The sequence below is a fragment of the Cellulosimicrobium sp. XJ-DQ-B-000 genome (genome assembly GCF_031119065.1).
GTDB classification, from domain to species: domain Bacteria; phylum Actinomycetota; class Actinomycetes; order Actinomycetales; family Cellulomonadaceae; genus Cellulosimicrobium; species Cellulosimicrobium funkei.
Genome location: NZ_JAVHYN010000004.1, coordinates 171,709 through 185,270, shown reverse-complemented (window position 1 = coordinate 185,270; position 13,562 = coordinate 171,709). Strand labels below are relative to the sequence as shown.

Annotated in this window: 6 protein-coding genes; all 6 read left to right on the top strand. The window is 73.5% G+C overall.

The features are described 5' to 3' along the window. Nucleotides 1-30 precede the first annotated feature (30 nt). The 6 genes from RDI86_RS08630 (at nt 31) to RDI86_RS08605 (ending at nt 13,475) form a co-directional block, all read left to right on the top strand. The gene (locus RDI86_RS08630; protein WP_076404188.1) at nt 31-1,338 is read left to right on the top strand and encodes an ABC transporter substrate-binding protein; all 1,308 of its coding nucleotides are present in this window, start codon (nt 31-33) and stop codon (nt 1,336-1,338) included. Between the two features lie 89 nt (nt 1,339-1,427). After that, complete coding sequence (locus RDI86_RS08625) at nt 1,428-2,378, top strand: carbohydrate ABC transporter permease (RefSeq protein ID WP_076404189.1); 951 nt, start codon at nt 1,428-1,430, stop codon at nt 2,376-2,378. Continuing rightward, a complete protein-coding gene (locus RDI86_RS08620) occupies nt 2,375-3,319 on the top strand; it encodes a carbohydrate ABC transporter permease (protein ID WP_168945010.1) in 945 nt (314 codons plus the stop codon). Before RDI86_RS08625 ends, RDI86_RS08620 begins: the two co-directional genes overlap by 4 nt. Beyond that, nucleotides 3,316-5,139: a beta-galactosidase family protein gene (locus tag RDI86_RS08615; RefSeq protein WP_251177207.1), complete on the top strand. Its 1,824-nt coding sequence runs from the start codon at nt 3,316-3,318 to the stop codon at nt 5,137-5,139. Before RDI86_RS08620 ends, RDI86_RS08615 begins: the two co-directional genes overlap by 4 nt. Nucleotides 5,140-5,242: 103 nt before the next feature. Then, a complete protein-coding gene (locus RDI86_RS08610; RefSeq protein ID WP_308821176.1) occupies nt 5,243-9,568 on the top strand; it encodes an endo-alpha-N-acetylgalactosaminidase family protein in 4,326 nt (1,441 codons plus the stop codon). A 310-nt stretch (nt 9,569-9,878) separates the two neighbouring features. Next, the gene (locus RDI86_RS08605) at nt 9,879-13,475 is read left to right on the top strand and encodes a family 20 glycosylhydrolase (protein WP_308821175.1); all 3,597 of its coding nucleotides are present in this window, start codon (nt 9,879-9,881) and stop codon (nt 13,473-13,475) included. Nucleotides 13,476-13,562: the final 87 nt, after the last annotated feature.

The window sequence follows — 13,562 nt, the reverse complement described above, 5'->3', positions numbered from 1 at the left end:
CCTCAGCACAGCGTCGTCAGAAGGAGTGTCATGAAGTCATCGATCGTCCGGTCCGCGGGAGTCGCGTCCGTCGTCGCCCTCGCCCTCGGCCTCACCGCGTGCAGCTCGTCGGACGGCGGCGGCTCCGGGGACGGGTCCTCCGACGGCGAGCCCACCACGATCCAGCTCTGGACCTGGGCCGCCGGCTACGACGAGGCCGCTGCGGCGTTCAACGCGGCGCACGACGACGTCCAGGTCGAGTACACGCAGATCGAGGCCGGCAACAAGGGCGGCTACGACAAGATCCGCAACTCCGTCGCCGCGGGCAACGCGCCCTGCCTCGCGCAGGTCGGCTACGAGACGCTCCCGAGCTTCGTGGCCGAGGGGAACGTCGTCGACGTCACCGAGTACGCCTCCCCGGACAAGGACGCCTACACCGCGGCGGGCTGGGCCGGCGTGACGGTGGGCGACAAGGTGTACGGCGCGCCGCAGGACCAGGGTCCGATGGTCCTCTTCTACAACAAGGCCGTCTTCGAGGCGAACGGCGTCGCCGTGCCGACCACCTGGGCCGAGTACCAGGCCGCGGGCGAGCAGCTCAAGGCCGCGGGCGTGAAGCTCACCGGCACCTACGAGGACTACGACTACACGGGCTTCGCGTGGCAGGCCGGTGCCCCGTGGTACGCCGTCGAGGACGGCGCATGGTCCATCACGCCGGACTCCCCGGAGAACGTCGCGGTCGCCGACTACTGGCAGGGCCTCATCGACGCCGACCTCATCGGGTCCAACATCTGGAGCGACGACTGGTCCGCCGGGCTCGGCGACGGCTCGATCGCGACGATCGTCGGTGCCGCCTGGTTCGCAGGCATCCTCAAGGACTCCGCGGCGGCGTCAGCCGGCGACTGGGCCGTGGCGGAGCTGCCGCAGTGGGAGGCCGGGGACGAGCTGACGGGCAACGTCGGCGGGTCGCTGTCGGCGGTCCTCAAGGGCTGCGACGACCCCGAGGCGGCGTGGGAGGTCGCGCACTGGCTGAGCACCGACCTCGCGGCGGTCGACGCGCAGATCGAGGCGGCCGGGACGTACCCGGCGTCCGTCGCGGGCCTCGAGTCCGAGCTCCTGACGACCGGTGACGACTACTTCGGCGGCCAGGTCGTCGCGGACGTCTTCAAGACCGCCTCCGGCCAGGTCAACCCCGACTGGGCGTGGGGCCCGGGCGTCTCGACGCTCGTCGGCACGCTCGCGACGAACATGCAGAAGGCCTTCGCGAAGGAGCCCGGGGCGACCGTCGAGGCCGCCCTGACCGCGGCCGGCGACGCGACCGCCGCCGAGCTCGCGCAGCAGGGCATCGCGGTCAACGAGTGACCGCGGCCGGTGCCGCGGCCGGGTGCCCGCAGCACCCGGGCGCGGCACCGGGACCCCCTCCACGAGAACGTCACCTGCGAGGAAGAGCCATGACCACTGAGACCCTGCCGGCGGCCGCCGGCACGGACGACCCGGACCGGCAGGCGCCGCCGCTGCGCCGACCGCGGAGCAGGACGGCGCGCTACGCCGTCTGGTTCGTCGGGCCGTTCGTCCTGCTGTTCCTCGCGATGTACGTCGCGCCCATCGGGTTCGCGATCTACAAGAGCCTGTTCCGCATCCAGCGCGACGCGCTGGGCCTCGGGGGCACGCAGGAGGTGTTCGACCCGCTCGCCAACTACGCGTACGCGTTCGGCGACAGCGCGTTCCTCGCCTCGATCGGTCGGGTCCTGCTGTTCGGCGTCGTGCAGGTCCCCGTGATGCTCGTGCTCGCGCTCGGCATCGCGCTGCTCGTCGACTCGGCGTCGGCCCGCTGGAAGGGCTTCTTCCGGCTCTCGAGCTTCGCGCCGTACGCCGTCCCCACGGTGCTGTCCGCGCTCGTGTGGTCGTTCCTCTACGCGTCCGACAGCAGCCCCCTCAACGCAGCGTTGGGGCTTTTCGGGCTCGACGTGAACCTCCTCAGCGAGAACCTCGCGCTGTGGGCCGTGGCGAACGTCGTGACCTGGGGCTGGACGGGCTACAACATGATCATCATCTACGCGGCCCTCCAGGGGGTGCCGGGCGAGGTGCTCGAGGCCGCGAAGCTCGACGGCGCGTCCGCGTTCCGCACCGCGTGGAGCGTCAAGATCCCCCTCGTGCGGCCGGCGATCCTGCTCACGACGATCTTCTCGATCATCGGGTCCGCGCAGCTCTACAACGAGCCGTTCGTGCTCAAGCAGAGCACCGGAGCGATCGACGCGAGCTTCACGCCGATCATGGCCGCCCAGGCGTCGCTGCAGTCCGCGAACTACCCCTACGCCGCCGCACAGTCCGTGATCCTCGCCCTGGGTGTGGCCGTGCTGTCCGTCCTGTTCTTCCGCCTCACCTCCCGGAGGGCCTCATGACCACGAGGAGCCTCCCCGTCGAGGCCGAGACGACCGCGCCCGCCACCGTCGGCCCGCGTCGGCACCGGACGGCCGGGACGCCCGGCCTGCGCCCCGACACGCTCGAGACGACGGCGCGCAGCCGCTGGGCGGTCACGTCCGTCCTCGTCCTCACGGCCGTCTACTTCCTCTTCCCGCTGTGGTGGCTGCTCGTCGCGGCGACCAAGGACGCCGGCTACACGTTCGCGGGCAGCCCGCTGTGGTTCTCGCACTTCGACCTGGTCGGTAACCTGCAGGACCTCTTCGGCTACCAGAACGGCATCTTCGGCATCTGGATGGCGAACTCGGCGCTCTACTCGCTCGTGGGCGCGGGGGTAGGCACCCTCGTCGCCGTCGCGTGCGGGTACGCGCTCGAGAAGTACGAGTTCCGGGGGCGCAACCTGCTGTTCGCGGTCGTGCTCGGCGCGGTCCTCGTCCCGAAGGTCCTGTTCACCCTCCCGCTGTTCCTCATGTTCTCGCAGACCGGGATCATCGACACCTACCTCGCGGTCCTCCTCCCGAGCGTCGTGAGCCCGTTCGGCGTCTACCTCGGCCGGATCTTCGCCGCGAGCTCCGTGCCGGACGAGGTCATCGAGGCGGCACGCCTCGACGGCGCGCACGAGGGCCGGATCTTCTTCGGCGTGAGCCTGCGCATGATGGCGCCCGCGCTCGTGACGATCTTCCTGTTCCAGTTCGTCGAGATCTGGAACAACTTCCTCCTGCCGTCCCAGGTCCTCATCTCGGGCGAGCTGCGCCCCGTGACGGTCGGGCTCGTGAGCTGGAACGCCCTCGTCCAGGCCGGCCAGATCGAGCGCCACATGGTCATCGTGGGCGCGTTCGTCGCCGTCGTGCCGCTCGTCGTCGCCTTCCTCTGCCTCCAGCGCTTCTGGCGCTCGGGCCTCGCGGCCGGGGCCATCAAGTGAGCGGCCCGGCGCGACGGCCCACGCTCGTCCCCGACGGGCTCCGCCTCCTGCGGCACGGCACGGAGCACCGCGTCCTCTCGGGATCGGTGCACTACTTCCGGGTGCACCCCGACCTGTGGGCGGACCGGCTGCGGCGCGTCCGGGCGATGGGGCTCAACACGGTCGACACCTACGTCCCGTGGAACTGGCACGAGGCCGTGCGCGGGCGCACCGTGTTCGACGGCGATCGCGACGTCGAGCGGTTCCTGCACCTCGTCGGCGACCTCGGCATGGACGCGATCGTCCGTCCCGGCCCGTACATCTGCGCCGAGTGGTCGAACGGCGGGTTGCCCGCGTGGCTCACGGGCACGCCCGGGGTGCGGCTGCGCTCGTCGGACCCGGTGTACCTCGACGCGGTGGCGAGCTGGTTCGACGAGGTGGTGCCGCGTCTCGCGGCGCTGCAGGCGAACCGCGGCGGCCCCGTCGTCGCGGTGCAGGTCGAGAACGAGTACGGCAGCTTCGGCGACGACCACGCCTACCTCGCGTGGGTCCGCGACGCGCTCGTGGCGCGCGGGGTCGACGAGCTCCTGTTCACCGCGGACGGACCCACCCACCTCATGCTCGACGGCGGCACGCTGCCCGGCGCGCTGACGACCGCGACGTTCGGGTCGCGCCCCGAGCAGGCGCTGAAGATGCTCCGCGAGCGCCGCGACGAGCCGTTCCTGTGCGCCGAGTTCTGGAACGGCTGGTTCGACCACTGGGGGGAGCGCCACCACGTGCGCGACCCGCTCGACGCCGCGCGCGACGTCGAGCGCCTCCTCGAGCTCGGCGGCTCGGTGAGCCTCTACATGGCGCACGGCGGCACGAACTTCGGCCTGACCGCGGGAGCCAACCACGACGGCACCGACCTGCAGCCGACGGTGACGAGCTACGACTCCGACGCGCCCGTCGCGGAGGACGGCACGGCGACCCCCAAGTTCCGGGCGCTGCGCGACGTCTTCTCGCGGTACCCGTCGCCGCACCTGCCGCCCGACGCCCTCGACGAGCGCTGGACCGTCCCGGCTCCGCGACTCGCCCCCCGCACCCTCGCGGTCGCGTCCGCACGACCGGCGCTGCCCGTGCTGCGGACGCTCGGGGACGCGGTCGCCGCGCCCGGCCCCCTCACCTTCGAGGAGCTGGGCCAGGACGCCGGGCTCGTTCTCCACCGGGCGCGCCCCGTCCTGCCGCCGGGCGACTCGACGGTCAGCGTCCTCGGCCTGCACGACCGCGCCACGGTGTACGTCGACGGTGTCCTCGTGGGCACGCTCGAGCGTCGTACCGCGGAGCAGGGCGTGCGCGTGCGCGGCGACGGCCGCGAGGTCGTGCTCGAGCTGCTGGTCGAGAACCTCGGCCGCGTCAACTACGGGCCACGTCTCGGCGAGCACAAGGGGATCCTCGGCGACGTGCTGGTCGACCGGCGCATCGTCCACACCTGGGAGTCGCGGGCCCTCCCGCTCGACCTGCTCGACGCGGGGGAGCTGCGGCGCGGGGCGGTTCCACCCCCCACGACCGGTGGGCGGCCCGCCGACACGATCGCGACGTTCGAGCTCGACGTCGACGAGCCGGCCGACACGTTCCTCGCGCTGCCCGGCTGGACCAAGGGGTTCGTCTGGGTGAACGACGTGCTGCTCGGCCGGTACTGGCGCCGCGGACCGCAGCGCACGCTCTACGTCCCCGCGCCGCTGCTGCGCACGGGGGCGAACACCGTCACGGTGCTCGAGCAGCACGCCCCGGGCGAGCACGTCGAGCTGCGCGCGGAGCCCGACCTGGGCGAGCGGGAGGAGTACGTCGAGGTCCTCTGACCCCGCTGCCACCGGAACCCCGCTGCCACCAGAACGTCCCACGACCGCACGACCACCACCGGCCGGCGGCACGGTGCCGCCTGCCCTGATCGAAGGAGCTCAGATGGTTCGACAGTCCGGTCCACCCCCCGTCCCGGGGCCACCGCCCCGACGGCGCACGCTCGGTGTGCGCGGGATGGTCGCGTTCGCCGCCGTCCCCGTCCTCGGCCTGCCGCTCGTCGCGCTGCCCGCGCACGCCCTGCCCGGCACGGCCTCGGCGGGCTCGAGCCTCGCCGCCGCGGCGCTCGCGGTGCAGGGCGCCGTCGACGGCGCGGTCACGATCGCGTCCGACGAGCTCGAGGTCCAGGTCGCGGACGACTTCCCGCGCGTCCTCACCTACACCGACCGCGGGACGGGGGCGAGCCTCGCCGGCTCGACGCGCCCCGTGACGCAGGTCCTCCTCAACGGCACGGCGCACGCCGTGACCGGGGAGGTCGTCGCGCAGTCCGACGCCGCGACGTCCTACCGCCTGACGTTCGCCGACCTGCCGGGCGTGACGCTCGACGCGTCCCTCACGGTCGAGGGCCGCACCGTGACGTTCGAGGTCACGGGGATCGAGGACACCGAGACGTTCCGCGTCGCGAGCCTCGAGATCCCGGGCCACGACCTGCTCTCCGTCGCGTCGACCGACGCAGGCGCGAGCGTGGCGAGCGCCGTCATCAGCCCGAACCGCAACACCGTGGGCGACACCTTCACCCCCGTGTCGGCGCAGACCCCGACGAACGCGAACCCGGTGGGCTCGGCGTACGCGATCGTGTCGACGTCAGGCCTCGCCGCGTCGGTCGTCACGAACAGCGTGTACGACGAGGCGTCCGGCAAGGCCGCCAACGAGGGCAACCGGCTCCAGCGGCAGGCGTTCGCGACCGCGGACGGCGTGCGCGTCGGCGTCTGGTCGGGGGCGTGGACCTACCGGGCGAAGGGCTCGTCGACGACGGAGGAGCTGCCGCGCGCGACGGTCGTCGTGACGCCCGACGCGAACGGCGACGGTGCCGTCGACTGGCAGGACGGCGCGATCGCCTACCGGACGGTGGCGCCGAAGGCGCTCGGGGCCGACCAGGTCCCGGACCGCGTCGTGTCGCACATCCCGTTCAACTTCGCGTCGCAGGCGACCCACCCGTTCCTGCGCACGCTCGACGACGTGAAGCGCATCTCGCTCGCGACCGACGGCCTCGGCCAGATGGCGCTGCTCAAGGGCTACGGCTCCGAGGGGCACGACTCCGCGCACCCGGACTACGGCGGCAACTACAACGAGCGTGCGGGCGGTCTCGAGGACCTGCGGGAGCTGCTCGCCGAGGGCGGCGCGTGGAACGCGGACTTCGGCGTGCACGTCAACGCGACCGAGGCCTACGCGGAGGCCGACGCGTTCTCCGACGAGCTCGTCGACGCGGGCGCGAAGGGCTGGAACTGGCTCGGGCAGTCGTACTACATCGACCAGCGCCGGGACATCACCAGCGGCGACCTCGCGGCGCGCATCGGGCAGCTCGCCGACGAGACGGGCGGCGACCTCGACCTGCTGTACGTCGACGTCTACTACAACTACGGCTGGCAGGCCCGGGCGCTCGCGGACACCGCGCGGGCGAACGACTTCCAGCTCGCGACGGAGTGGTCGGACAAGTTCGAGGCCGACTCGCTGTGGAGCCACTGGTCGGCGGACGAGAACTACGGCGGCGCGACGAACAAGGGCCTGAACTCGCAGATCGTGCGCTTCGTCCGCAACGCGGAGAAGGACACGTGGAACCCGCACCCGCTCCTGGGCAACGCGCGCATCGTCGAGTTCGAGGGCTGGACGGGCCAGGTCGACTGGAACGCGTTCTACCGCAACGTGTGGCAGACGAACGTCCCGACGAAGTTCCTCCAGCATCACGAGATCCTGCGGTGGGCCGACGACGAGATCGCCTTCACGGACGACGTCACCGCGCGCGGCACGAGCGCCGCGGACCGCGAGATCCTCGTGGGCGACGCGGTCGTCGCGCGCGGCGGGACGTACCTGCTGCCGTGGTCGGCCGCCGAGGCTCCCGGCGTCGAGGGCGAGGCCGCGGACGGCCAGAAGCTCTACCACTACAACCCCACCGGCGGTGCGACGACCTGGACGCTCCCGGCGTCCCTCGCGGGTGCGACCTCGCTCGTGCAGTACCGCCTCACGGACACGGGTCGCGTCGAGGTGGGGTCCGTCCCGGTCGCGGACGGTGAGGTCACCGTCCAGGCCGACGCGGGCCAGCCGTACGTGCTCTACCCGGTGGGGGTGCCGCAGGCCGACGCGGTCGACGCGGGCTGGGGGCAGGGGACCGGCATCGTCGACCCGGGCTTCAACGCGGGCGACCTCGACGCCTACGGCACGACGGGCGCCGTGAGCGTCGAGCGGCTCTCCAACGGCCAGCACGTCGCAGCGCTCGGGGCGGGCGAGGCGACGCTGTCGCAGGAGCTCGGCGAGCTCGAGCCCGGCACCTACGCCGCGAGCGCGTGGGTCGAGGTCGCGCCCGGCGCGTCCCGCCCGACGACGCTGCGGGTGAGGGGCGACGGTGTGGTCGAGGCGAGCGTCGTCGTCGAGCGGTCGACGGCGAAGAACCTCGTCGCGGCCGACGACAAGCACAGCCGCTACTTCCAGCGCGTCCAGGTCGAGGTGGACGTCACCGCGACGACCCGACCGGTCCTGAGCGTCGAGGCCGGGTCGGGCGACGCCGTCGTGCGCGTGGACGACCTGCGCGTGGTGCCGACCGTGCGTGCCGACGTGCCGACGGACCTCCTGGAGGAGGGCGCCGACGTCGTGGCGTTCGAGGACTTCGAGTCCGTCCCGCAGGGCTGGGGGCCGTTCGTCAAGGGTGACGCGGGCGGCGTGACCGACCCGCGCACCCACCTCGCGAAGCGCAACGCCCCGTACACGCAGGCGGGCTGGAACGGGAAGCTCGTCGACGACGTGATCACCGGCGACCGGTCGCTCAAGGCGCACGAGGAGAACCAGGGCCTCGTGTACCGGACGGTGCCGCACACCGTGCGCTTCGAGGCGGGGCACCGCTACCGGGTGAGCTTCGACCACCAGAGCGGGCGTGGAGGCCTCTACACGTGGGTCACGGGCTACGACTCGGTGGCGAGCGGCACGCCCGTCTCCGTCGAGACGCGCGCGACGCCGCTGGGCGAGCAGCGCACCACGGCACGGTTCTCCGAGGAGGTCGTGGCGAGCTCGTGCGGCGACACCTGGGTGGGTCTGCGCAAGGGCAGCGGCGGCGGCGACCAGGCCGACCTGGTCGTCGACGACTTCCTCGTCGAGGACCTCGGCCCGGCGGGCACGGTCCCGGCGTGCGCGTCCCTCACCGTCTCGGGCGGCACGTCCGCGCTCGAGCCGGACACCGCCAACACCGTGACCACGCGGCTCCAGGTGTTCGAGCCCGCGGAGGTGCGCGACGTCGTCGTGCGGCTCGACGTGCCGGAGGGCTGGGAGGTCGAGGCCACCGGCGCGACCACCGCGGAGAGCCTGCCGTCCGGCGGCGTGCTCACCACGACGTGGCAGGTCACCCCGCGCGGCGAGCTGTCCGCGCAGGCCTACCGTCTCGACGCCGGCGCGACCTACGCCACGACCGCCGACCCCGTCGGCGGGCGCTCGGTCGACGCGTCCCGCGACGTGTACGTCGTCGTGCCGCCGTCCGCGGGGGAGCACTGGGTCTCCGACCTGCCGTTCGTGTCGTCCGGCAACGGGTGGGGGCCGGTCGAGCGCGACCTGTCCAACGGGGAGCAGGGCGAGGGTGACGGCACGCCGCTGACGCTTCGCGGCACCGTCCACGAGAAGGGGCTGGGCACGCACGCCACGAGCACCGTGCGGCTCTTCCTCGGCGAGCGCTGCGAGTCGTTCACCGCGACCGTGGGCGTCGACGACGTCCAGAGGACGCGGGGCTCGGTCGCCTTCGAGGTGCTCGGCGACGGGACGTCGCTCGTCCGGACCCCCGTGCTCCGCGGGGGCGGCGCGACGCAGGACCTCGCGCTCGACGTGACCGGGGTGCGCTACCTGGACCTCCAGGTCACTGACGGCGGCGACGGCAACGGCAACGACCACGCCGACTGGGCGTCCGCGCGGGTCACGTGCTCGGGCGGGGGCGAGCCGGAGCCGGAGCTGCCCGTGGACGTGACGGCGCAGCCGCGGTGCCTCGCCGGGAAGGCGTATCTCGCGGTGCGCGCGACGAACGGGGCGGACGTCGCGGTGTCGGCGCGCCTGGTGACGGGCTTCGGCGAGAAGGCGTTCGACGCCGTCGAGCCGGGGAAGGCCGCCTACCAGTCGTTCGCGACCCGCGCCGGCGCGGTCGAGGCCGGCAGCGTGACGGTCGACGTCGTCGGCACGGTCGGCGGGCGGGAGGTCACCCGCAGCGTCGAGGCGTCGTACGACGCGCTGGGCTGCGCCTGACGGTCGTCGGGCCGGAGCCCTGTCCCGCCGGCGACGGCGGGGCAGGGCTCTGCCGTCTCCCCGGCAGGATTTCTGAAAGAGTTTGGCTGGATCCTTCCCAAATACATCATGAAATGCCACGATGGGGTGTCTGCCAGGGACGCACGGGCCGTGGACGGGAGCGCGACGAGGCGCTGCCGGACATCGGAGGGGGAGCGACGGCGCTGCAACCACGACCCGCGCGACGAGCCGCGCACCGGGACGCCGCACGGCGTGCCGGGCCCCCGAGGCAGCGGGACCACGACCGCACCATGACGAGGAGAGCGACGCCGTGCCACCTTCACCAGCGAGTCCTTCACCAGCGAACCGAGGCCGGGCCCGACGCCGGCTCGTCGCCCTCGCCGGGGCGGCGCTCGCGCTCGCCACGGCCACCCCGGCGACGGGGTCCGTCGCCCCGCCCGACGACGCGGCCGCCGCGACGGCTGCCGCGCCGGGGTCGAACGTCGCGCTCGCCTCGGCGGGCGGCGTCGTCACGGCGTCCGGGAGCGAGGGCGGCGGCACCTACGGCTGGACGCCGGACAAGGCGATCGACGGGATCACGAGCGGACCGGTCGGGCAGCACACGTCCCGGTGGTCCTCGGACGCCTCCGACGCGGCCTGGCTCACGGTCGAGCTCGCCGAGCCCACCGTGATCGACCACGTGAACATCTACTGGGAGACGGCGTGCGCGGCGAGGTACGTGCTCCAGGTCTCGCACGACGGGACCTCGTGGACGGACGCGACCCCGACCGTGTCGCCCGCGTGCGGCGCTCTCGACCGGCAGACCGTCGGGGCGCAGGCCGACCCGGCGGCCGCCTACCGGTTCGTGCGGATGCAGACGATCGAGCGGACCCCGGTCGGGAACCAGAAGTACGGGGTGTCGCTCTGGGAGCTCGAGGTCTGGGACGGCACGGAGCCCACCCCGCAGCGCGAGCCCGCCCTCGTCCCGCGGCCCGCGCTCGTGGAGCAGGGCGACACGGCGTCGGCGTTCCGGATCACCCCGGAGACCGCGGTGGTCGCGCACGGTGCCGGGCGCGGCACGGCGGACCTCGTGGCGGAGCTCCTGCGTCCCGCCACCGGCTACGCCCTGCCCGTCGTGGACGGCGGCGACGACCGGGGTGCGATCGCGGTCACGGTCGACCCGGAGGCGGGCTACACCGTCGAGGGCGGACCCGCGGCGGACGAGTCGTACGTGCTCGACGTCGACGAGGACGGCGTCCGGATCGTCGCCACCACCGCGCACGGCGCGTTCAACGCCGTGCAGACGCTGCGCCAGCTCCTCCCGGCATGGGTCGAGTCCGACGTCCCGGTCGCCGCCGACTGGGCCGTCCCCGCGATCCACGTCGAGGACGCCCCGCGCTTCGCCTACCGCGGCGTGATGCTCGACCCGGCTCGGTCGTTCCAGACCGTCGAGGCGATCAAGCGCCAGATCGACGTCCTGTCGCAGCTCAAGCTCAGCGTCCTGCACCTGCACCTCGCCGACGACCAGGGCTGGCGCATCGAGATCACCAACGAGGGTCGCGTCGAGGGCGACACGATCGACTACACGCGGCTCGTCGACGTCTCCGGCCGCACCGCGATGGACAGCCGCGGCTACCGCGACGAGGTCGGGCGCACCGGCTACTACACGCAGGACGAGTACCGCGACATCGTCGCGTACGCCGCCGAGCGCTTCGTCACCGTCGTCCCCGAGGTCGACGTCCCGGGCCACACGAACGCCGCCCTGCACGCGATCCCCGAGCTCAACACGAGCCGTTCGCTCCCGGCGCCCGACCCGGCGACCGGGGTCGTGCCGTGGAACGGCACGGGCAACGTGGGCTACTCCGCGCTCGACGAGCGGAACGAGGCGTCGTACACGTTCGTGCGGCACGTGTTCCGCCAGCTCGCCGAGATGACCGGCGGGCCGTACGTGCACATGGGCGGCGACGAGACCCACGCCATGGGCCACGACCGCTTCGTGGACTTCGTGACGCGCGCCGTCCCGGACGTCCAGGAGGTCACGGGCCGCGGCGTCATCGGCTGGAACGAGTACGCCGCTGCGGGCGCCGGGCAGCCGGACGACTTCTGGGAGGGCTCGATCGCCCAGTACTGGGTGGGCTCCGCGGACCCGTTGCGCGACTTCGTGGCCAAGGGCGGCAAGGCGATCGTCTCGAACGCCACGGGCGCCTACCTCGACCAGAAGTACACCTCGGACACCCCGATCGGGCTGAGCTGGGCGTGCGGCGGCACGTGCGACGCGGACCGCTACTACGACTGGGAGCCCACGACCACGGTGCCGGGCGGCATCGACGAGGAGTCCGTGCTGGGCGTCGAGGCTCCGCTGTGGTCGGAGACCGTCCGTGGCGGGGACCAGCTCGAGTTCCTGCTCCTGCCGCGCGCCGCGTCCGTCCTCGAGACCGGGTGGACCGCCCGCGAGGACAAGGACGTCGCCTCGTTCATGCAGCGTCTCGGCGACCTCGGTCCGCGCCTGACGGTGCAGGGGCACGGCTTCTACGAGTCGCCCCGCACCACGTGGGCGGCGACCAGCGTCTCGGCCGACGTCGACGCGCGCTCGGGCGCGACCGCGGCATGGCCGGTCGGCTACGTCGCCGCTCCGGGCACCAAGCTCGCCGCGGACGGCGCGCGGATCGCGCCCGACGTGACGGCGGCCGACGGCGACCCCGCCACGCGCAGCGTGCTCACGGGGCCCCTCACGGCCGAGCTCGTCTGCCCGGCGCGGACGCTGCCCGTGACGTTCACGACCGACGCGCCGCGCGACGCGCTGCACCCGGCGGGCGTGTACACCGCGACGGTCGCGGCGGCGTTCGACGTGGACGCCGAGTGCGAGCTCGTCACGTCCCGCGGCGACGGGGGCAGGGTGCGCGTCGACGTCGACCCGGGGCACCCGCTGCCGCCGGGCCCGACGGCGGAGCCCGGCGACCCGACCGTGTCGCTCGGCTCCGGCGCGAGCGTCGAGGCCGGCGCCTGGGAGTCGCTCGCGCTCACCGGGTTCGCCCCCGGCCACGTCGAGCTCCTCGTGGACGGCGCGGTGAAGTTCACCGTGCGCGCCCTCGCCGACGGCACCTTCACCGGGCACGTGCCCGTCCCCGCGGCGACGTTCGCGGGCGACCGGGTGTTCACGGCGCGGCAGGGCGAGCGCGAGGTCTCGACCACGCGCGTCGTCGACTCGGACCAGCGGCCGCTGGCGAACCCGATCGACCGGTCGACGCTGCGGGTCCACGACGTCTCGAGCGAGGAGACCGCGGCCGAGCAGGCTCCGGCGACGAACGCGATCGACGGGGACCCGAACACGTTCTGGCACACGAGGTGGTCCGGGGCGGCGCAGCCGTACCCGCACCACGTCACGCTCGACCTCGGGGCCGCGTACGACGTGACGGGCCTGCAGTACACGACCCGGCAGGACGCGGCGAACGGCCGGATGGCGGCGTACGAGGTCTACGTCTCGGCGGACGGCGTCGAGTGGGGCGACCCGGTCGCGAGCGGGTCCTTCACCGCGACGCTCGCGCCGCAGACCGTCGACCTCACGGGGACGGGCCGGTACCTGCGGCTCGTGGGCCTCAGCTCGGTCTCGGGGAACGCGTTCGGCGGAGCGGCCGAGATCGCCGTGGGCGGCGTGCCCGTCCGGGACGTCCCCGTCACCGCGACGGCGGTGTCCCGGTGCCTCGCCGGGACCGCGTACGTCGCGGTCCGCGCGGACAACGACGGCGACGCGCCCGTCGACATGACGATCGAGACCGCCCACGGCACGCGCGAGGTCGCGGCCGTCGCGCCCGGCCGTGCGGCGTCCGGGTCCTTCAGCACGCGCTCCTCGTCCGTCGTGGCGGGCGAGGCGGCGGTCGTCGTGGCCGGCACGCGGGTGGTGGTGCCGTACGGCGCGCTGAGCTGCTGACGACGGGCGGCCGACACCGCCGCCGACGACGCCCCGGCGACCCGTGGAGAACGGCGGGCCCGGGGCGTCGTCATGCCCGCGGCGAGG